The sequence below is a fragment of the Pseudoalteromonas sp. AWM4_233 genome, assembly GCF_056158285.1.
Window position 1 is genome coordinate 3,141,326 of the sequence record NZ_JBSWSZ010000001.1, and the last position, 22,187, is coordinate 3,163,512.

General features: G+C 42.2%; 19 protein-coding genes. 13 read left to right on the forward strand and 6 right to left on the reverse strand.

Annotated features, from left to right (window positions below; genetic code table 11):
• Positions 1–120: 120 nt before the first annotated feature.
• From rpoH to ftsY, 4 genes are all read right to left on the reverse strand, one after another.
• Positions 121–984, reverse strand: coding sequence for an RNA polymerase sigma factor RpoH (gene rpoH / locus ACXAC4_RS14230; RefSeq protein ID WP_058030946.1), 864 nt, complete (start codon positions 982–984; stop codon positions 121–123).
• 279 nt (positions 985–1,263) lie between these two features.
• Positions 1,264–2,250, reverse strand: coding sequence for a permease-like cell division protein FtsX (ftsX, locus tag ACXAC4_RS14235; RefSeq protein ID WP_475162725.1), 987 nt, complete (start codon positions 2,248–2,250; stop codon positions 1,264–1,266).
• Entirely contained in the window at positions 2,247–2,924 is a 678-nt protein-coding gene (gene ftsE / locus ACXAC4_RS14240; RefSeq protein ID WP_475162727.1) for a cell division ATP-binding protein FtsE, read from the reverse strand. Before ftsE ends, ftsX begins: the two co-directional genes overlap by 4 nt.
• Positions 2,925–2,993: 69 nt before the next feature.
• The gene (gene ftsY, locus ACXAC4_RS14245; RefSeq protein WP_475164140.1) at positions 2,994–5,111 is read right to left on the reverse strand and encodes a signal recognition particle-docking protein FtsY; all 2,118 of its coding nucleotides are present in this window, start codon (positions 5,109–5,111) and stop codon (positions 2,994–2,996) included.
• Between the two features lie 184 nt (positions 5,112–5,295).
• On the opposite strand from ftsY, the gene rsmD reads away from it, so the two are divergent.
• From rsmD to ACXAC4_RS14305, 12 genes are all read left to right on the forward strand, one after another.
• Positions 5,296–5,883, forward strand: coding sequence for a 16S rRNA (guanine(966)-N(2))-methyltransferase RsmD (rsmD, locus tag ACXAC4_RS14250; RefSeq protein WP_475162730.1), 588 nt, complete (start codon positions 5,296–5,298; stop codon positions 5,881–5,883).
• A 139-nt stretch (positions 5,884–6,022) separates the two neighbouring features.
• On the forward strand, positions 6,023–6,238 hold the full coding sequence (rpsU, locus tag ACXAC4_RS14255; RefSeq protein WP_010362466.1) for a 30S ribosomal protein S21: 216 nt from the start codon (positions 6,023–6,025) through the stop codon (positions 6,236–6,238).
• A gap of 21 nt (positions 6,239–6,259) precedes the next feature.
• A complete protein-coding gene (locus tag ACXAC4_RS14260) occupies positions 6,260–6,706 on the forward strand; it encodes a GatB/YqeY domain-containing protein (RefSeq protein ID WP_058030950.1) in 447 nt (148 codons plus the stop codon).
• A 74-nt stretch (positions 6,707–6,780) separates the two neighbouring features.
• A complete protein-coding gene (dnaG, locus tag ACXAC4_RS14265; protein WP_475162735.1) occupies positions 6,781–8,520 on the forward strand; it encodes a DNA primase in 1,740 nt (579 codons plus the stop codon).
• Between the two features lie 119 nt (positions 8,521–8,639).
• Positions 8,640–10,478 (forward strand): RNA polymerase sigma factor RpoD, encoded by a 1,839-nt coding sequence (gene rpoD / locus ACXAC4_RS14270; protein ID WP_421963406.1) that lies wholly within the window; start codon positions 8,640–8,642, stop codon positions 10,476–10,478.
• A gap of 68 nt (positions 10,479–10,546) precedes the next feature.
• On the forward strand, positions 10,547–11,425 hold the full coding sequence (gene prmA, locus ACXAC4_RS14275; protein WP_475162741.1) for a 50S ribosomal protein L11 methyltransferase: 879 nt from the start codon (positions 10,547–10,549) through the stop codon (positions 11,423–11,425).
• Positions 11,426–11,703: 278 nt separating this feature from the next.
• Entirely contained in the window at positions 11,704–12,675 is a 972-nt protein-coding gene (gene dusB, locus ACXAC4_RS14280; protein ID WP_421963408.1) for a tRNA dihydrouridine synthase DusB, read from the forward strand.
• A 15-nt stretch (positions 12,676–12,690) separates the two neighbouring features.
• On the forward strand, positions 12,691–12,981 hold the full coding sequence (gene fis / locus ACXAC4_RS14285; RefSeq protein WP_005491017.1) for a DNA-binding transcriptional regulator Fis: 291 nt from the start codon (positions 12,691–12,693) through the stop codon (positions 12,979–12,981).
• A 259-nt stretch (positions 12,982–13,240) separates the two neighbouring features.
• Complete coding sequence (purH, locus tag ACXAC4_RS14290; protein WP_058030955.1) at positions 13,241–14,827, forward strand: bifunctional phosphoribosylaminoimidazolecarboxamide formyltransferase/IMP cyclohydrolase; 1,587 nt, start codon at positions 13,241–13,243, stop codon at positions 14,825–14,827.
• 95 nt (positions 14,828–14,922) lie between these two features.
• Positions 14,923–15,756 (forward strand): class I SAM-dependent methyltransferase, encoded by an 834-nt coding sequence (locus tag ACXAC4_RS14295; RefSeq protein WP_475162745.1) that lies wholly within the window; start codon positions 14,923–14,925, stop codon positions 15,754–15,756.
• Between the two features lie 15 nt (positions 15,757–15,771).
• Positions 15,772–17,055, forward strand: a complete 1,284-nt coding sequence (purD, locus tag ACXAC4_RS14300) for a phosphoribosylamine--glycine ligase (protein WP_475162749.1) — start codon at positions 15,772–15,774, stop codon at positions 17,053–17,055.
• A 284-nt stretch (positions 17,056–17,339) separates the two neighbouring features.
• On the forward strand, positions 17,340–18,155 hold the full coding sequence (locus ACXAC4_RS14305) for a DUF2797 domain-containing protein (protein WP_475162750.1): 816 nt from the start codon (positions 17,340–17,342) through the stop codon (positions 18,153–18,155).
• 30 nt (positions 18,156–18,185) lie between these two features.
• Here the strand turns inward: ACXAC4_RS14305 and ACXAC4_RS14310 are convergent, their stop codons facing one another.
• Positions 18,186–20,720, reverse strand: a complete 2,535-nt coding sequence (locus ACXAC4_RS14310; protein WP_475162752.1) for an EAL domain-containing protein — start codon at positions 20,718–20,720, stop codon at positions 18,186–18,188.
• A 76-nt stretch (positions 20,721–20,796) separates the two neighbouring features.
• Here ACXAC4_RS14310 and ACXAC4_RS14315 point away from each other — a divergent pair, with 76 nt between their 5' ends.
• Positions 20,797–21,108 (forward strand): hypothetical protein, encoded by a 312-nt coding sequence (locus tag ACXAC4_RS14315; protein ID WP_475162755.1) that lies wholly within the window; start codon positions 20,797–20,799, stop codon positions 21,106–21,108.
• A gap of 26 nt (positions 21,109–21,134) precedes the next feature.
• On the opposite strand, the gene ACXAC4_RS14320 is transcribed toward ACXAC4_RS14315, so the two are convergent.
• Positions 21,135–22,052, reverse strand: a complete 918-nt coding sequence (locus ACXAC4_RS14320) for a histone deacetylase family protein (protein WP_475162757.1) — start codon at positions 22,050–22,052, stop codon at positions 21,135–21,137.
• Between the last annotated feature and the right edge of the window lie 135 nt (positions 22,053–22,187).

Consider the following 22,187-nt stretch of genomic DNA (forward strand, 5'->3'; position numbering starts at 1 on the left):
ACACTTGTAAGCTCAAATGTACTTTTCTCGCATTTCAAAGTTCGCTGACTAACTCTGTGCTGTATTCAGGCATAAAAAATGCCGCTGAAGATAGCGGCATTTTATGGAATCTATTCTATTTTAGTGCATTGCTGATTGCAGCTTCTTCATAGCTGACTTTTCAAGCTGTCTGACTCGTTCAGCTGACACATTATATTTAGCAGCTAAGTCTTGTAAGGTAGCCTTTTCATCAGCTAACCAACGTGAGCTAATGATATCTTGAGAGCGCTCATCTAAAGTTTTTAATGCTGCAAACAGGCGGTTTTGAGATTGCTCTTGCCATTGTTCTTCTTCAACAACATCAGCTAAATCGCCACTTTGATCGGTTAAGTATTGTACCGGTGAGAAGCTGCTTGCTGGTGCATCATCATTATCATCCGATGTTAAGTCGAAGCCCATGTCTTGACCACTCATTCGTGATTCCATCTCACGAACTTCTTTTTCACTTACACCTAACTCGTTAGCAACAGTCGCCACTTCGTCTTGGTTAAACCAGCCTAGACGCTTTTTATTCTTACGTAGATTAAAGAATAATTTGCGTTGCGCTTTAGTTGTCGCAACTTTTACGATACGCCAGTTTTTCAATACATATTCGTGGATCTCAGCTTTAATCCAGTGAACAGCAAATGAAACTAGGCGAACACCCACTTCAGGGTTAAAGCGTTTTACCGCTTTCATTAAACCAATGTTTCCTTCTTGGATTAAATCTGCTTGCGGCAGACCATAACCCGCATAGCTTTTAGCGATGTGCGCTACAAAACGAAGGTGAGAAACAATAAGTTGCTTAGCAGCTTCTAAATCACCATCTTGATGTAAGCGAGTCGCTAGTGCTTTCTCTTGCTCTGCATCAAGCATAGGAATTTGGCCTACAGTTTGTAAGTAGCCATCTAAACTTGCGCTTTGTTGTCCTGTTGTCAGGGCCATTGCGTAAATATCGTTACTCATTTTTCACCTCAGTGATAAACATTTTAGCTGATTTTAGCACTCTCACCTGAAGAGTGCTAACACCTATATAATACTTTTCTGTTCTTAATTGCAAGAAGTTTTATTCAATTTTGGAATTAAAAAAATAAACCATTGATAAATATAAAAAAGTGATTATTGAAATAAATTTAAAAGTGTTTCAAGTTGTGAATTTAACGAAATGATATGACAGATAAATGACAGTTAAGTTCATAAAAATTGCTGAGAGTGCTAATTTTAGCACTCTCTATTTATCTTCAATTAAACTTTGTCTGGTTCTATGTCTTTAATATATTTTCTGACTGAAATATAAGAACCACTAAAGCCAAGTCCAATTGCCAGTGAAAGCAAAATTAACAGCTCGTTGCCATTTAAGCCGGTTAATACAAAATTACTTTGATACACACCTGCAACCATAACCACTGCTGACTCTAGCCACCATAGCATCATGACCACACTCATGAATGCGACAAATCCACCTATTACGCCATACCATATACCTGTCCAGATAAATGGCGTATGAATAAAAGCATTCGTTGCACCAACCAGTTTTAAAACTTGGATCTCTTCTTTCTTGTCCATAATAGATAAGCGAATGGTATTACCTATAATAAGTATCACTGCACTGAGTAGTAATAAACCCACTGTAAATACACTTTCTTTTAAAAGGCTTAAAAGTGCGTTCAAGCGCTCTAACCAGGCAATATCTAACTTACCGAATTCGACCTCTCTCTCAGCTTCAAGTTTAGTCAGGAGCTGCTGGGCTGCTTGTGGTTTTCTATAGCGCACGGTTGGCGTCACTAGAACCACATTCGGCAATGGGTTTTCATCTAAGTAATCTAACGCCTGTCCAAAGCCTGAAACCTGTTTAAATTCTTTTAGAGCTTGAGACTTCGAAATATAGCTGACGCTTTCGATCTCTGGATAAAGTGCTAAACGTTTTACCAATGTCTGCGTTTGTGCATCATTAAGCTCTTCTTTTACAAATAAAGATATTTCAGCAGCATCACTAAACCCACTGCTCACCTGTTGTACGTTTTTCACGACCACATATAAAGTCGCTGGTAAGGTTAAGCTCAACCCTAATACCAAAATAGTCATTAAAGAGGCGATTGGCGTTCGCCACATTTCGCCTAAACTATTTATGCCTTGGCGAATAAAGTTCAGAAGAGAAAAATACAGTGCGCTAATGCCGTTTCGGTTATTACTACCGCCTTGAGAGTTACGGCTTTTAAAAAGTAAACTCATAGCACCTCCTGCGCCAGTGGATCTGTGATTAAGCGACCATGATCCAAAGTGAGGCTCTTATACTTCATTCTAGCGATTAACCCCAAATCATGGGTCGCGATTAATACAGCAGTGCCATGACGATTGAAATCTTCGAACAGCTTGAGAATTTCCATTGATAATTCTGGATCTAAGTTGCCCGTTGGCTCATCTGCAAGTAATAAAGGCGGAGAGTTTACGATAGCACGCGCAATCCCGACACGTTGTTGCTCACCGCCAGATAAAGTACTGGGCTGACATTTTACTTTATTTAAAAGTCCCACTTTATCTAACGCAGCATGAACACGTTTGGTGATATTTTTGTGGTGCATCCCTTCAATCACTAATGGCAGCGCCACATTATCAAACACGTTATATCTATCTAACAGTCGATGGTTTTGAAAAATAATCCCAATATCACGGCGTACGTAGGGTATTTGTCGATTTTTCACAACGTTTAAGTTAACGCCATTAATGTATACATGACCCGCTGAAGGCCTTTCCATGACGCTAATAAGCTTTAGCAGCGTACTTTTACCAGCTCCACTGTGGCCAGTTAAAAACGCTAACTCACCATCAGCTAATTCAAAACTGACTTTTTCTAACGCTCTATGACCACCAGGATAAGTTTTACTTACATTTTCAAATCGGATCATGTCAGGCCTTCACTATCTTTTATTATTTTGAGACCAAAAAGGGAGTAAACACTCCCTTTTATTCCTTTGTTAATCGTCTTGGCTAAATAGTGCCTCGATAAAATCATCACTCTTGAAAGTTCTCAAGTCATCAATGCCTTCACCTACGCCAATATAACGAATAGGGATCTGGAACTTATCGGCAACAGCAAAGATAACACCACCTTTCGCGGTACCATCTAGCTTAGTTAAAGTGATACCTGTTAAGCCGACCGCTTTATTAAATAGGTTAACTTGGCTGATGGCATTTTGACCAGTACCCGCATCTATGGTTAGCATGACTTCATGCGGCGCATCAGGGTCTAACTTTTTCATAACGCGCGCAATTTTTTCAAGCTCTTGCATTAAGTTGTCTTTATTCTGAAGACGACCCGCAGTATCGGCAATTAACACATCAACATTACGTGCTTTTGCAGCTTGGAAAGCATCAAATACCACTGATGCACTATCAGCACCTGTATGCTGAGCAACGACTGGAATATCGTTACGTTCACCCCAAACTTGAAGCTGCTCAACAGCTGCTGCACGGAAAGTATCACCAGCCGCCAACATCACTGACTTGCCCTCTTGCTGAAACTGCTTTGCAAGCTTACCTATTGTCGTTGTTTTACCAACACCGTTTACGCCCACCATTAAAATCACAAATGGTTTTTTATCCGAATTAATTTCTAATGGCTTCTCTGCAACTTTTAGCATTTCTGCCATTTCTTGCTTCATTAAGTCGTAAAGCGCTTCACCATCTTTAAGCTGCTTCCTGTCAGCGGCATCTGTTAGGTTGTCGATCAGCTTCATGGTGGTATCAACACCTAAATCAGCAGTAAGCAGTTGCGTTTCTAGATCCTCAAAAAGGTCATCATCAATTTTCTTTCCTTTAAAGATAGAAGCAAAGCCAGAGCCAATATTTGCTTTTGTCTTTAAAAGACCTTTTTTAAGGCGAGAGAAGAAACCTTCTTTTTTAGGCTTTTCCGCTTTGGCTTTTTCTTCAGCTAGTTTTTCTGCTTCTAAACGTGCTTGCTCTGCCGCTTCTGCTTCACGAGCTAAACGCTCTGCTTCTTCACGTTCGGCTTGTTCTTTTGCAATACGTTCTTGCTCTAGCATTTCAGCTTCTAAACGAGCTTGTTCAGCCGCTTCTGCTTCACGCGCTAAGCGCTCTGCTTCTTCACGTTCGGCTTGTTCTTTTGCAATACGTTCTTGCTCTAATCTTTCAGCTTCTAAACGCGCTTGCTCAGCCGCTTCTGCTTCACGCGCTAAGCGCTCTGCCTCTTCACGCTCGGCTTGTTCTTTAGCAATACGTTCTTGCTCTAGTCTTTCAGCTTCTAAACGTGCCTGCTCAGCCGCTTCTGCTTCACGCGCTAAACGCTCTGCCTCTTCACGCTCGGCTTGTTCTTTAGCAATACGTTCTTGCTCTAGTCTTTCAGCTTCTAAACGTGCCTGCTCAGCCGCTTCTGCTTCTCGCGATAAGCGCTCTGATTCTTCACGTTCGGCTTGTTCTTTAGCAATGCGTTCCTGTTCTAGCTTTTCAGCTTCTAAACGCGCTTGCTCAGCCGCTTGTGCTTCACGCGATAAGCGTTCTGCTTCTTCACGTTCAACTTGTTCTTTAGCAATACGCTCTTGCTCTAGTCTTTCAGCTTCTAAACGTGCTTGCTCGGCCGCTTCTGCTTCACGTGCTAAACGTTCTGCTTCTTCAAGTTCGGCTTGTTCAAGTTCGGCTTGTTCTTTAGCAATGCGTTCTTGTTCTAGTCTTTCAGCTTCTAAACGTGCTTGCTCAGCCGCTTCTGCTTCACGTGCTAAACGCTCTGCTTCTTCACGTTCGGCTTGTTCTTTAGCAATGCGTTCTTGTTCTAGCCTTTCTGCTTCTAGACGCGCTTGCTCAGCCACTTCTGTTTCACGTGCTAAACGCTCTGCTTCTTCACGCTCGGCTTGTTCTTTAGCAATGCGTTCTTGTTCTAACCTTTCTGCTTCTAAACGCGCTTGCTCAGCCGCTTCTGCTTCACGTACTAAACGCTCTGCTTCTTCACGCTCGGCTTTTTCTTGTGCTAACTTCTCAGCTTCTAATCGCGCCTGCTCTTCTGCTTGTTGAGCCTTTTGTTGCTCTTCGTCTTTTTTGCCAAAACCTAACCAAGACAGAAATTTATTCTTTTTTCCCATACCCGCTAAATACCATATAGATAAAGTCTGATAAACTAACTCACTCTGGTAGAACAAAGCTTTTCGTTAGCTAATAAGAGTTGTACTGAAAACTTTGCCCAGTGTATCACGTAACACTAGGTAGTAAAAATGCTGCCTAGGTTAATTTAAGCACCAAATAACAATCAGTTTGATGTCAAAAAGCATGAGAAAAAAATCAGCTCCTCAACGAACCAACAATAATGGCTTCATTAGGATCATTAGTGGCCAATTTCGCGGCCGAAAGTTACCTGTTAATGATTTAGAAGGGTTGCGCCCAACGACTGATAGAGTCAAAGAAACGGTGTTTAACTGGTTAATGCAAGATACCAGAGGTGCCAATGTACTAGATTGCTTTGCAGGGTCTGGCGGCTTGGGGTTTGAATGTTTATCACGATTTGCAGCACATGCAACCTTTATCGAATTAAATAAGAAAGCCGCTGAACAATTAAAAAACAATGCTAGCACCTTAAAACTAGATAACACAAACATAATAAACACGAGTGCCATTGAGCACTTAACTATTGAAAATCAAGGTGATAAGTTTAATTTGGTTTTCGTTGATCCGCCTTTTAGAAAAGGGCTTGCCGAACCAAGCTGCCACTTACTCGAACAGAATGACTGGCTTGCTGATGAGGCATTAATCTATGTTGAAGTCGAAAAAGAATGTACTTTTGATGCACCTGAGAATTGGCAAGTATTAAAAGAAAAACAAGCAGGACAAGTACTTTGCAGGCTTTATCAGCGAAATTAAGAAAATGCTAAGTAATTTGCTAAAATTTAGTCTTTACACGCGGTAATGCTTCAGCTTACAATACCGCACCATTTTTGAACCACGTGGTCATTATTTGATCAGATGAGCTTAGCTCATAAATTAGGTAGGTGAATTTTTAATGCCAGTAATTAAAGTAAGAGAGAACGAACCGTTTGACGTAGCACTTCGTCGTTTCAAGCGTTCATGTGAAAAAGCAGGTATCCTTTCAGAAGTTCGTCGTCGCGAGCACTATGAAAAGCCAACAGCTGAGCGTAAGCGTAAAAAAGCTGCTGCAGTAAAGCGTCACATGAAGAAGCTTTCTCGCGAAAACGCGCGTCGCGTTAAATTATACTAATCCGTTTTGGGTCTTGTATAAATGAGCCTTTTAACACAGCTAAAAGACGCACAAAAAGAATCTATGAAAGCAAAAGACAAGGTTCGCCTTGGTGCAATTCGTATGGTTCTTGCTGAAATCAAGCAGCGTGAAATTGACAATAAAACGACACTAGATGATGCAGGTATTACCTCAGTTTTAGTTAAGTTAGTTAAGCAACGCCGTGATTCATACACCCAGTATAAAGATGCGGGTCGTGATGATTTAGCCGAAATTGAAGCCAATGAAATTGAAGCGCTTGAAGCTTTCTTACCTCAGCCTTTAACTGAAGAAGAAATTTTAGCTTTGATTGATGCTGCAATCGCCGAATCAGGCGCAGCAGGTATGCAAGACATGGGTAAAGTTATGGGTTTAATCAAAGCAAAAGCTGAAGGCAAAGCCGATTTAGGCAAAGTTTCTGGTTTAATTAAGCAAAGATTAAGCGCATAATCCCTCATACTGATAGTATGTTTAAGTAAACCGAGCCATGCGCTCGGTTTCTTCGTATAAGCTCTAGAGTATTTATGGCAGGAAAAATTCCCAGACAATTTATCGACGAACTGCTCGATAGAACCGATATTGTTGACCTGATTGATAATCGTATTGGCCTAAAAAAAGCGGGCAAAGATTACCAAGCATGCTGCCCTTTTCATAACGAGAAAACTCCCTCATTCACTGTCTCTAGAGATAAACAGTTTTACCACTGCTTTGGTTGTGGCGCTAACGGTAACGCTATTTCATTTATGATGGACTACGACAAACTCGAGTTTGTTGATGCCATTGAAGAACTCGCTGCACTTTTAAACCTAGAAGTACCACGTGAGCAAGGTTCAGGTAAACCTGAACGCAGCATGCAAGAGAAAAAGTCTGATTATGACTTAATGTTGCAAACTGCAAAATTCTTTCAGCACCAGTTGAAACACCATAAAAATGCCACGCAAGTAATCGATTATGTTAAAGGTAGAGGCTTATCAGGTGAAACGGTTCAAAAATACCTCATTGGTTATGCCCCTGACGAATGGAATGCATTAGGTGATCAACTTGCTCGCAATCCAGCACAAAAGCAACAACTACTCGAGTTAAAACTCGCATCCGAAAAAACACCAGGCAAACAATTCGACTTCTTCCGTAATAGGTTGATGTTCCCTATTCGAGATAAGCGTGGCCGTGTCGTTGCTTTTGGCGGACGTGTTATGGGGGATGATCAAGGCCCTAAGTATTTGAACTCGCCTGAAACGCGTATTTTCCACAAAAGTCTTGAGTTGTATGGCTTATATGAAGCAAAGCAAGCAAATAGTAAGCTTGAGAAAATGCTCATTGTTGAAGGCTACATGGATGTTGTGGCATTAGCCGAACAAGGCATAAGTTACGCAGTAGCGGCACTTGGAACAGCAACAACCCCAGAGCATATGCAGACTCTATTCAGAACAACCGATTTAGTTATTTGTTGTTATGACGGTGATAGAGCGGGTCGCGATGCGGCTTGGCGGGCACTCGAAAATGCGTTAAGTAATCTGAAAGATGGCAAATCTTTGCGCTTTGTTTTTTTACCGGATGGTGAAGACCCTGATTCACTGGTGCAAAAAGAAGGCAAAGATGCATTTGAATCTCGCTTAGATCAAGCTGAGGATTTTTCCAAAGTACTGTTTCGCAAGTTACTAGAAAATTGCGATGTCACTTCCGACTCTGGAAAAGCCAAGTTAATGAGCGATGCATTACCGCTTATTTCTAAAGTCCCCAGTGAGTTCTATCAAGAAAACCTGCTAGAAACATTGGCAAAGCTGATCGGTCGAACCAAAGAGCAGCTCGCTAAAAAAGTCGATAACCCAAACGAGCAACTTTCAATAGAAAGAAAGTTCAAAGTAACACCTATGCGTGGTGCTATTGGTTTATTATTACAGCACCCAAAGCTCGCAGCTAGTGTTGAATACATGCCTGAACTTGCCGAAATGGCCATTCCCGGCATTAAACTGCTACTCAACATACAGCATCTATGTTTGCAAAATAATGACATAACGACGGCACAGCTACTCGAGCAATACCGAGATACACCTGAGTTTGACGCATTGAAAAAACTGGCTGTTTGGCAACATGGTGTCGCTGATGAAAAGCTGGAAGATTATTTTAAAGATTCTTTCCAGTTTATTGAAAACCAGTGTTTAAATTACCGACACGAGACCTTATTAATAAAAGACAAGACCGACTGTTTAAGTAGAGACGAAAAACTCGAGCTTGCGTTATTAACTCAGGCACTTAAACGTTAGAATGACTAGCGAACATTAATCATTGCTGTTATAATGTTCTATTCACGTGCGTCTAGCTTAAAATGCTGTAGTGCTAGCGCCTGTTGTATCAACTTATCAGAGTGGAAGCATAATTCTCTATGGATCAATCTCCTCAGTCACAACTCAAACTTCTGATTCAGAAAGGTAAAGAACAAGGTTACTTAACGTTTGCAGAAGTTAACGATCACCTTCCACAGGACATCATAGATTCAGATCAAGTAGAAGACATCATTAGTATGATCAATGACATGGGTATTAAGGTTGCTGAAAATGCACCAGATGCCGATGAACTAATGATGCAAGAAACTACGACAGACGAAGATGCTGCTGAAGCAGCCGCTGCCGCACTTGCAACTGTGGAAAAAGAAATCGGTCGTACTACCGATCCGGTACGCATGTACATGCGTGAAATGGGTACTGTTGAACTACTTACGCGTGAAGGCGAAATCGAAATCGCTAAACGTATTGAAGAAGGTATCAACCAAGTACAAATCTCAGTTGCTGAGTACCCAGAAGCCATCACTTATCTGCTTGAGCAATGGGATAAATTTGAAGCTGAAGAAATTCGCCTTAGCGATATTATTTCTGGTTTCTTTGATCCTGATGCTGAAGAAACTCAAATCTCTGCCACACACATCGGTTCTGAACTAAGTGACGAAGACTTAGCTGATGAAGATGATGATGGTGATGATGACGAAGACGAAGAAGAAGCAGATACAGGTCCAGATCCTGAAGAAGCACGCGAAAACTTCGAAAAGCTTCGTGAGCTTTATAATGCTGCACGCGTTATCTTTGAAACAAAAGGTCGTGCTCATCCTGATGCGCAAGTTGCTATCACTGAAATTGGTGACCACTTCCGTACTTTCAAACTAGTACCTAAGCAATTCGACCGCATGGTTAATAACATGCGTGAAATGATGGACAAAGTACGTGTTCAAGAACGTATTGTCATGAAGCAAGTGGTACAAATCGCTAAGGTACCGAAGAAGACTTTTGTTAAGCATTTTGCTAACAACGAAACTGATATGGCTTGGGTTGACGCAGAAATTGCGGCTAACGAAAAGTATTCAGTCAAATTACAAGACGTTAAGCCTGAAGTAGAGCGCTGTATCAACAAACTTAAAGCGATCGAAGAAAGCACAGGTTTAACAATTGAGCGTATCAAAGACATCAACCGTCGTATGAGTATTGGTGAAGCTAAAGCTCGCCGTGCGAAAAAAGAAATGGTTGAAGCGAACTTACGTCTTGTAATTTCAATTGCGAAAAAATACACCAACCGAGGCCTACAATTCTTGGATCTTATCCAAGAAGGTAACATTGGTCTAATGAAAGCAGTTGATAAGTTCGAATACCGCCGTGGTTATAAGTTCTCAACTTATGCGACTTGGTGGATCCGTCAGGCAATTACACGTTCTATCGCTGACCAAGCACGCACAATCCGTATTCCTGTACATATGATTGAAACGATTAACAAACTAAATCGTATTTCTCGTCAGATGCTCCAAGAAATGGGTCGCGAGCCAAGTCCTGAAGAGCTGGCAGAGCGCATGATGATGCCAGAAGACAAGATCCGTAAGGTATTGAAGATTGCGAAAGAGCCAATCTCAATGGAAACACCAATTGGTGATGATGAAGATTCGCACTTAGGTGATTTCATCGAAGACACGACAATTGAGTCTCCGATTGATTCAGCAACGATGGAAAGTCTTCGTGGCGCAACGAACGAAGTGTTAGCAGGCTTAACAGCTCGTGAAGCAAAAGTACTTCGTATGCGTTTCGGTATCGATATGAATACTGACCACACATTAGAAGAGGTAGGTAAACAGTTTGACGTAACACGTGAGCGTATTCGTCAGATTGAAGCTAAAGCACTTCGTAAGCTTCGCCACCCTTCACGCTCTGACTTATTAAAGAGCTTCTTAGACGTTAAAGGCTAAGAATAAAAAACTTATTTTGAAGGCCGCTATAAGCGGCCTTTTTATTAACTTATTATTTAGGAATACCCATGGCTTGGATCCAAATTCGCATTCACGCTAACAAAGAAAGCGCTGACCAAATCAGTGATTTACTTTTAGACGTAGGCTGTCCATCAGTCACTTTTATGGACGGCAGTAATACTCCGGTATACGAACCAAAGCCGGGCGAAGTCATCTTATGGCCAGAAACCATGGTGATTGGTCTGTTCGATGCTGCACACGATATGGACGTGGTTGTCGCGTATCTAAAAGCCAATGTTGCTGATACGCTTACTTACAAAATAGAACAGCTAGAAGACAAAGACTGGGAACGCGAATGGATGGATAACTTCCACCCAATCAAATTTGGTGAACGACTTTGGATCTGCCCTAGCTGGCGTGATATTCCAGAACCAGATGCCGTTAACGTACTGCTAGATCCAGGCCTTGCATTTGGTACTGGTACACATGCAACAACCGCCCTTTGTTTAAAATGGCTAGAAAGCCAAGATTTGACGGGTAAAACAGTGGTCGATTTTGGTTGTGGCTCAGGTATTTTGGGCATTGCTGCAATCAAACTTGGTGCTGAACGCGTGATTGGTATTGATATTGACCCGCAAGCATTGATTGCTTCTAAAGATAATGCAGAGCGTAACGGCGTAGCCGACCAGCTTGAAGTATATCTACCTGAAAACCAACCGGAGTTTCATGCTGATATTGTGGTAGCAAATATCCTTGCTCAGCCACTTCGTGAACTGCATGAAATCATTCTGGGCTTCTTAAAGCCAACAGGTGCAATTGCCATGTCAGGTATTTTAGAAGAGCAAGCACAATCTGTTGCCGATGTTTATGCGCCATTTATTGACCTTGAAGCCACTGCTCAAGAAGGAGAATGGACGCGCGTAAGTGGTCAAATGAAAGCAAGTTAAACAAAATACCCTGTCTGTAGAGTTAGTAACTTGTAACAGCTAAAGCCTGTGTTTAACAGGCTTTACGATTTTTTCACTTTCATGACCTAAATTATTTTTCTTCATACATGCTGTTTTTGCTCAAAAATCCCCCAATAAGAAAGCCCCTTCAAACTGTTATCAAAAGTCAAGATATAAAGTTCAAAAAAAAAGCAATAATGTTCAATTATTAGCCTTTGATTTTTTCAAAAAAAACCGTAAACTTAGCGCCCCTTGAAACGAGGCAGATTTGGATAGCAGTGCGTATAGGTCCATACCAACTTGAAAACAACTTGATTGTAGCCCCGATGGCTGGGATCACTGATAGACCATTCAGACAACTATGTCGTCGAATGGGTGCCGGTCTTGCGGTGTCAGAAATGATGTCTTCAAATCCAAAAGTATGGAAAACAGATAAATCGATGAACCGTATGGATCATTCTGGTGAGTCTGGTATTCGCTCTGTACAAATTGCAGGTGCCGATCCTGAGTTGATGGCACAGGCAGCTCAGTTCAATGTAGATAACGGTGCGCAGATCATAGATATCAATATGGGCTGCCCCGCTAAGAAAGTGAATAAGAAATTAGCAGGCTCTGCATTGTTGCAGTATCCACAACTGGTTGAAGAAATTGTTCAGGCAGTTGTCGCAGCCGTTGATGTACCGGTGACATTAAAGATCCGTACTGGCTGGGATACAGATAACCGCAATGGTGTTGAGATTGCAAAGATAGCTGAACGTAATGGAATTGCTTCTTTGGCTGTGCATGGTCGCACACGTGCTTGCATGTACAAAGGGGAAGCTGAATATGCCACTATTCGGGATATTAAACGTTCAATATCAATTCCTGTGGTTGCCAATGGAGACATTACCTCTCCAGAGAAAGCGAAGCAGGTACTGGAATATACGGGCGCAGATGCCATTATGATTGGTCGAGCCGCCCAAGGTCGTCCTTGGATTTTCCGAGAGATAGACCATTATTTGCGAACCGGAGAGCATATGCCTGCACCAGAATTATCTGAAGTGCAAAGCATATTGATGGAGCACTTAGTAAACCTTCATCAATTCTATGGGGAGCCGATGGGAGCGCGCATCGCACGCAAACATGTATCTTGGTATTTGCAGGCCCATGACCAAGAAGGTCAATTTAGGCGAGTATTTAATGCCCTTGAAACGCCCAATGAGCAGATCGAGGCATTAGAGCAATACTTTAAAACACTAGCAGCTAACTAAGAAAGAGACATAAAGATGTTCGAACAAAATGTGACTTCTCCATTTATTACTAACGCTCACGTTCAGTCACAAGAGAAACCGCAACCTTTGCGCGATGCAGTAAAAAAAGCTGTACACCACTATTTAAAACAGCTTAACGGTCAAGACGTACAAGACGTTTACGATCTTGTTCTTTCTGAGCTTGAAGCACCACTTTTAGAAGAAGTAATGACGTATACTCGTGGTAACCAAACTCGTGCTGCGATCTTACTAGGTATCAACCGTGGTACTCTTCGTAAGAAACTTAAAAAGTACGGCATGAACTAATTTCAGTTTCTGCTTAATGCTTAATATAAAAAAGCGCCTTAGGGTGCTTTTTTATTGCCTAAATTTTAACAGTTTAGCGCTTCAATACACTAACAGTTAAATTTCAAACAAACACACTTTGTGCAAAATACCAACAGCATAAATTCAGTTTTTCTCACCCTCTTCTCTGCCTTTTTAATCGTTTTCTCATTCGTTTTAGGCTAAAATAGCGCACTTCTAAGCTAGCCCTTAAGTAATCATTGAGGAAACCCAAACCATCATGGATATACATCGTCCAATTCGTCGCGCGCTACTAAGCGTGTCAGATAAAACCGGTATTGTTGAATTTGCCCGCGCACTAAGTGCACAAGGCGTAGAAGTACTTTCAACTGGCGGTACGTTTAAACTACTAACAGAGAACGGCATTGCTGCCACGGAAGTATCTGACTACACAGGTCACCCAGAAATTATGGATGGCCGAGTAAAAACCCTTCACCCGAAAGTACATGGCGGGATCTTAGGTCGTCGCGGCCAAGACGAAGGCGTGATGGAAGAAAACAACATTTCAGCTATCGATATGGTTGTTGTTAACCTTTACCCGTTTGCACAAACTGTTGCAAAAGAAGGTTGTACTTTAGAAGATGCGATTGAAAACATCGACATCGGTGGCCCAACTATGGTTCGTGCTGCAGCGAAAAACCACAAAGACGTGACAATTGTTGTAAACGCATCAGATTACGACCGTGTTATTGCTGACATGCAAGCAAACGAAGGTTCTACGACGTACCAAACACGTTTTGACCTTGCGATTGCAGCATACGAGCACACAGCACAATACGACGGTATGATTGCCAACTACTTCGGTAAAATGGTGCCTGATTACACTGAAGAAGCCGCTGTTGAGACTAAATTCCCTCGTACTATTAACATGCAATTCACTAAAAAGCAAGATATGCGTTACGGTGAAAACTCTCATCAAGATGCTGCTTTCTATGTTGAAAACAACCTTGAAGAAGCATCAGTTGCAACTGCAAAGCAACTACAAGGTAAAGCCCTTTCTTACAACAACATCGCTGACACTGACGCAGCACTTGAGTGTGTAAAAGAGTTCGACAAGCCAGCTTGTGTTATCGTTAAGCACGCTAACCCATGTGGCGTAGCTGTAGACGAAGACATTCTTGCTGCTTACGACCGTGCTTTCAAAACAGACCCTACCTCTGCATTCGGTGGCATCATTGCATTCAACCGTGAACTAGATGCAAACACAGCGGAAGCGATTGTGTCACGTCAATTCGTTGAAGTGATCATCGCACCAAGTATCTCTGCTGAAGCGACGCAAATCGTTGCAGCTAAGAAGAACGTACGTCTTCTTGAGTGCGGCGAATGGTCAAGCAAAACGACGCAAGCTGACATCAAGCGTGTTAACGGCGGCATCTTAGTACAAGACCGTGACCAAGGCATGGTTGAAATGGGTGACCTTAAAGTGGTGTCTAAGCGCCAGCCTACTGAACAAGAACTAAAAGATTTAATGTTCTGCTGGAAAGTCGCTAAGTTCGTTAAATCAAACGCAATTGTATACGCAAAAGACGGTATGACAATTGGTGTAGGCGCAGGTCAAATGAGCCGCGTTTACTCTGCGAAGATTGCTGGTATAAAAGCGGCTGATGAGAACCTAGAAGTAAAAGGTTCTGTTATGGCTTCTGACGCATTCTTCCCATTCCGAGACGGTATTGATGCCGCTGCTGAAGCTGGGATCACTGCAGTTATTCAACCAGGTGGTTCAATGCGTGACGAAGAAGTTATCGCGGCAGCTGACGAAGCTGGTATGGCGATGGTATTTACTGGCATGCGCCACTTCCGTCACTAATCGAGATGCGCGAAACATTCATCGTTTCGCGCTTTTTCTTTCTCCCAATTTCAAGTAGTCTGCTTAAAACACACTCAAAGTGAAGGACATAAAAAATGAAATTTGGTTTAAAAACACTTCTTGCTGCTAGCATTGTAACTGCTATTGCTGGTTGTTCTGCAACAGGTTCATCTTCATCATCTAGCTCTGCACAGTTAACATCGGCAGTTGCTGATAATGCTCGCTCTGATAAGAACCGCGCCCGTGACCAATACCGTCGCCCTGCACAAACTCTTGAATTTTTTGGCCTTAAGCCAAATATGACAGTGGTTGAAATTGCGCCTGGTGGTGGTTGGTATTCAGAGATCTTAGCACCTGCTGTTAAAGGCCAAGGTACTTTCTATGCAGCGCACTTCCCTGCAGATTCAAAAGTAGGTTATTACCAGCGCTCACTGGCTGGCTTTAAACAGAAAGTGGCTGAAGATACACGCTTTAGCGAAGTAAAAATTACCGAGTTTGCACCGGTCACTCACTCAGACATTGCCCCTGCAGGCTCTGCTGACATGGTTTTAACGTTCCGTAATGTACACAATTGGTACATGCGTGGTGGCGAAGACAGCACTTTAAGTGCATTTAAAGCATTTAATAAAGCGCTTAAAACGGGTGGTATCTTAGGTGTTGTTGAACACCGTTTACCAGAACACCGTGCCGACGAAGACCAAAAGTCATCAGGGTATATGAAGCAAAGCTATGTTATCGAAGTTGCTAAAAAAGCAGGTTTTGAATTGGTAGAAGCAAGCGAAATTAACGCTAACCCACTTGATAGCGCTAATCACCCGAGAGGTGTTTGGACATTGCCACCACGTTTAGCTTTAGGTGAAGAAAAAGCTGAGCAGTATAAGGCAATTGGGGAAAGCGATCGCATGACCCTAAAATTCAAAAAGTTATAATAGGATAAATACGCCATGAATGTACTAGTCATTGGCAGTGGCGGCCGTGAACACGCGCTTGCGTTTAAAGCCGCTCAAAACCCTTCTGTAAGAACCGTTTTTGTTGCACCTGGTAATGCAGGCACAGCACTAGAGCCTAAGTTAGAAAATGTAGCGATTGGTGTTGAAGACCTAGATGCACTTGTTACATTTGCAAAAGACAACAACGTCGAGCTAACCATTGTTGGCCCTGAAGCACCATTAGTAATTGGTGTGGTTGACCGCTTCCGTGAAGAAGGTCTAGCTATCTTCGGCCCAACAGCGGCAGCAGCACAACTAGAAGGCTCTAAGTCGTTCACAAAAGACTTCTTAGCACGCCATGATATTCCAACTGCGGAATATCAAACGTTTGAACAAATCGAACCTGCACTTGCTTATCTAAAAGAAAAAGGTGCACCGATTGTTGTTAAGGCTGATGGCCTTGCTGCAGGTAAAGGTGTGATCGTTGCAATGACTGAAGCAGAAGCGGAAGAAGCAATCCGCGATATGCTTGCTGGAAATGCATTTGGTGAAGCAGGTAGTCGTGTAGTTATCGAAGAATTCCTTGAAGGTGAAGAAGCCTCTTTTATCGTCATGGTTGACGGTAAAAACGTGCTGCCATTTGCAACAAGCCAAGACCACAAACGTGCATACAATGGCGACCAAGGTCCTAACACGGGTGGTATGGGTGCTTACTCCCCTGCACCGGTTGTAACCGCTGACATTCATGAGCGCATCATGAACGAAGTGATCAACCCAACGGTTGAAGGTATGGCTAGTGAAGGTGCTCCTTACACAGGTTTCCTATACGCAGGTCTGATGATCACAGCTGACGGTACACCTAAGGTAATCGAGTATAACTGTCGTTTCGGTGATCCTGAAACTCAACCTATCATGCTTCGTTTACAGTCTGACTTAGTCGAGCTAATTCAAGCGGCAAACCGTGAAGAGCTAGATCAAACTGAAATTAAGTTCGATTCACGTGCAGCGGTAGGTGTGGTACTTGCAGCGAAAGGTTACCCAGGTAGCTATCCAAAAGGTGATGCTATCTCAGGTCTTCGTGTTGATTACGCTGAAGGCGAGAAAGTATTCCACGCAGGTACTAAACAAGACGGCGAAAACGTTGTAACAGCCGGTGGTCGTGTACTTTGTGCAACTGCACTTGGTCACACTGTGACTGAAGCGCAAAAACGCGCGTATGCACTGGTAAACGAAATCAATTGGGACGGCGTTGAGTTCCGTACTGATATCGCTTATCGCGCCATTGCTCGCGAACAGTAATCTCACATCTATTTAGATGATTAAAGGCCCTTTATAGGGCCTTTCTCATACCAATTGCATTAAATTTCTGGCCTATTATTGCGACAGAAAACCGGTTACCGGAAAAAGTTCAATAACAAGGATGATATTTTGATATATAGTTGTTCTATATTAAAAATTTCAGACGAAGTTAGTGGGCTTTTTAGCTCGCTAGAATGATTAGTCAGTTAATAAAATTGGTATAATCTCTCCACCAGCTTTGCTAGACTGCGCACTTAAATTTTCACATCTTTAGGGGCGTAAAGATGCAAGGTACACTGCGTAAACTAAAAGCAGATCACACTCAACCGATTCAATATCATCTTCCGCTAGGCGATGAATTGGTTAATCTAAACCAATATTTTGGTAAAGCGATTAAGCTAACTTTCACAGGTAATATTTTCTGTTGCAGCTGTGGTAAAAAAACCAAAAAAAGTTACTCACAAGGTCATTGCTTTGTGTGTATGAAAAAACTGGCTAGCTGTGATATGTGTATTATGAAGCCTGAAACCTGTCATTTTGATCAAGGTACCTGTCGCGAGCCTGAATGGGGTGAAGCGAATTGCATGATCCCGCACTATGTTTACCTTGCAAATACATCTGGGTTAAAAGTCGGTATTACTCGCCACACACAAATTCCTACGCGCTGGATTGACCAAGGTGCGACACAAGCTCTGCCTATTTTTAAAGTGCAAACACGCTTACAGTCAGGTCTCGTAGAAGTCGCTTTAGCCGAGTTCATTGCCGACAAAACCAATTGGCGCAATATGCTTAAAGGCGTCAGTGTCGATGTTGATTTAAAAGCTGCAGCTGCTGAGCTTATTCCTCAGATTCAGGCTAAATTAGATGAGCTGGCTGAATTGTTTGGTGCCACCGCCATTGAACAATTAGATGAAGAAGTCGTTGATTTAGATTTCCCTGTGACAGAATACCCAACCAAGATCAGCTCGTTTAACTTCGACAAAGATCCTGAAGTGTCTGGCGTACTTGAAGGCATTAAAGGTCAATACTTAATCTTTGAAAAAGGTGTTATCAACATTCGTAAATTCACCTCTTACGAAGTGGCTTTCGAAGCACTGTAAGTTAACTCGTTGAATGAAGCACCAATGCATTTAATGCATTGGTGCCTCTAAATTTGAACCTGTACGCTTTTGGTAAAAGCTCAACCATTGCGATTCACTTAAAGGCCGACAGAACAAATAACCTTGCAAGTAATGGCAGTCTAGCTGCTTTAAGAACTCCTTTTGAACTTGCTTCTCTACCCCTTCAGCAACTACTTTCAACTTTAAGGCTTTTGCCATAGCTACAATTGCTGTCACAATCTCACTATTGCCATATTCATCAGGGACTTTCGCAGTAAAGCTTGCATCGATTTTTAATACGTCAATAGGTAACTTAGTTAAATAACTCAGGGCTGAATAACCAGTGCCAAAATCATCTAGCGCAATCGAAACCCCTAACGCTTTTAGCTTTTTCAGCTCGCTCTTTGCTTCTTGTAAATTACTGATAAAGCTGCTTTCAGTTAATTCTATTTCTAAGCAATTTCCCGGAAGTTGATGTCGCTCTAAGGCATTTGCCACAGTTAAAGCCAGTTCACCTTGATGTAAATGTTGTGCCGACACATTGATCGCAATGCGTTGCAGTTGAATACCTTGATGGCGCCAAAATGCCATTTTTTCACAGGCCCGGTTGATCACCCACTGGTCCAATTTAGTGATTAAACCCAGCTCCTCAGCAAGTGGAATAAATTGAGCTGGTGAGATCATACCTAAATTTGGATCTTGCCATCTAAGTAAACACTCAACACTAGAAATGTGCTCTTCGTTTAAACATTGTACTGGCTGGTAGTGAAGCTCAAATTCATTACATTCTAAAGCGCTTTGAAAACGGCTTAACATCGACAAACGCTCTAACGAACGCGCATTCATAGAGGCTTTATAGAGCTGAAAAGAGTTACGCCCTACCTCTTTAGAGCGGTACATAGCAACATCAGCATGCTTAAGCAAAGATTCGCTGTCTAAACCATCTTCGGGGTACACAGCCGCGCCTATAGATGCCGTAGCCCCGACACTCATACCGCTAATTTCAAATGGCTGCCCGAGCAAGTCTAAAATATCATTGGCAAACGACACCACATCGGCCAAGTCTTTTACTTCAGTCAGTAACACTACAAATTCATCACCACCGAGTCTTGCTAATGTGTCGCCTTCTCTGAGCTGCCCTTTAATACGTTCACTCACTTTTACAAGTAGTTCATCGCCAGCACTGTGACCAAGGGTATCGTTGACCTCTTTGAAACGGTCTAAATCAATAAACATGACTGATAGCTTTTGTTTATCTCTGTGCGCTGATGCAAGCGCCATCGAAAGCCGGTCGTTAAACAAACGACGATTTGGTAGTCCTGTTAATTCGTCAAAATAGGCAAGGCGAACAATTTTTTCTTCGGCATTTTTACGTTCTGTAATGTCACTAAAAATAGCGGCGTATAGCACATCATCACTATAAGGCTCGTTGATTTCAATGATAGTCAGCCACTCTACATAAATATCGCCATTTTTCTTACGATTACAAACCTCCCCCTGCCATACTCCTTTTTCATTTAACTCATCCCACATTTGTTTATAGTATTCCTGAGGATGAATACCAGAGCTTAAAATATTGGGAGTTTTGCCCAATACTTCGTAGTCCTTGTAGCCTGTCAGGGCACTAAAAGCAGGATTTATCTGAATAATTTCACCTGAACTTCTGGTGATCATAATACCATCTAGAGACGCATCTATAATGCGATTCGCAAGGTAGAGGTTCTTCTCTGATTTTTGCAGCGCAAGGTCGCGTTGGGCGAGCACTTTTTCGAGTTCACTACAGTATGCGGTTTCAATTTCGGTTAAGACATTTTTTAATGCCAGCAAGCCAATAACCTGCTCTGTAGTTGGCTCTTTGACCACTAAATGACGAATAGAGTTTGCAGTCATTAACCGGTAAGCATCAAACAAACTGTCTTTAGGAACCACTGACTGCATTGGGTAGCTGGCTAACTCCCAGCATGGCATACGCCAATCAGGGTTAAGCACCATATAAGCAATGTCTCTTTGCGTAATAATGCCATATTCACCGAGAAACATATTATGAATGAGCACAGCTGTAACTTGCTTAATTCGCATCACATCAATGACTTTAGAGATGCAATCATTACTATCTAAAATGGTCACCTTCTTTTCGTAATGATCTTCTATTGGCCTAAAATGCAGGTAATGATCTAACCCCTGATTACGCACAATATCTGACAATGACACTACGCCAACTGGCTCAAAATGCTCATCTTTAACCAGTAGATGACGAATACCTAATTGGTGAAATTTGATGGTAGCTTCACTGAGGCTTTTATCAATTTGCACGCTTTGTACTGGCGTAGCCATCAATTCCCCAATAGGGGTTTGCTGAAAGCCTTGCTGTGAAAAGTTGAGCTTAACGCAATCTGATTCGGTCCAGATACCTACAATTTTGTCTTCTTCCGTGACAAAAATAGAGCTAACTTTGTGCGCACGCATTTTTGTTACCGCACTAAATAATGAGGTGCTGAAATCACACGATAGCAGCTGGTTGGTAAAGATATCTTTGACCTTTAGTTGACGACTTTCAGATGTCATTAAGCACTCCTCGCAATGAGTCAATCTTTGCCAGTATAATATTGGCTAAGAAACAAACTTTGATTGAGGACAAATTTTGACTATTCAAGCACTCCCTTTATTGCTCATAACAGAACAAAGTATTGAGTATATTGAAAGTGAGTCATCACTGTCTGATGCGCTTTTCTATCTCTCAGAGGAACAGAAAAGGGGATCGATGTATATTCAAAATAGTGGTGAGGCATTTAACCTGGCGTCAAGCCAGCGCACTGACGTGAACCTTGATAAGTTAACTACAAAGCTGCAGCAGCAATTAGCGCAAGACGGTCATTGCTGTATTGCGAAACTAAGCTTCACTTCTTTGCAAGATCTATATGATTTTGCCTGTGAGATTTACAGGCAAGACTAAATAGTCTGAGCTCTGAATAGTAAGCCTTAAGCTTCAACCAAGGCTTTAATGTGCGTCACTGCACTTCTACCTAGTGCAGAGAGTGCATAACCACCTTCAAGGTAAGAGACAATCCCTTTACACTCTGGTTGCTTAACAAGTTCAGCAACCTGCTCCGTTAGCCATTGATAATCCGCCTCAGTGAATTTAAGGCTGCCCATATCATCTTCTAGGTGAGCATCAAAGCCTGCACTAATAAAGATTAGCTCGGGGTTAAACGCCCTTAACGTAGGCTCCCATTGCTGTGAATATAGCGCCTTCAAATCAACCCCATCACTGGCTATCGCCAATGGTGAGTTAATAACAGTGTCAGTATTTTCAATGGCGGTATTAGGGTAAAACGGATACTGAAACAATGAGCAAAACAGTACGTTTTTATCGTCTCTAAAAATATCTTGGGTGCCATTACCATGGTGTACGTCAATATCTAGAATCGCGATACGTTTCACACCCTGCTGTTTTGCATAAGCGGCAGCAATAGCAACGTTGTTAAAGATACAGAAGCCAGAAGACGTTGACTGATTAGCATGGTGGCCTGGTGGTCTGACATTGCAAAATGCAGCATCAATGCTATCAGCTAGAATTTCATCAACCGCTAATATACCCGCTCCGACCGCACGCTCAACAGCCTTCATCGAATCAGGGCATAGCCAAGTATCACCATCTAGCTCTCTCAATCCTTCTTGCGGAATTGAAGTCAGCACTTTATCTATTAACGCTCTGTCATGCACCAATGCTATATGCTCTAACTCTGCTTTAGGGGCACTTTTTTGAGCCACCGCAATATCCAGTCCAGATGCCAATAATCGGTCAGATACCGCATCAAGACGCTCTGGGCACTCGGGGTGATCTGCAATCATTTTATGTTTACGACAATGAGGGTGACTGATAACTGCGGTACGCATAACGGGTCCTTGCCAAGATAAATTCACATTCAGTTTAACAAAACTATTTTATAACGCCTTTGCGACTTTGGTGCTAGTGAATAACCTAAACGGAGTTTAACCAAACACAAAAAAGCCCGACTAAGTTAACTTAAT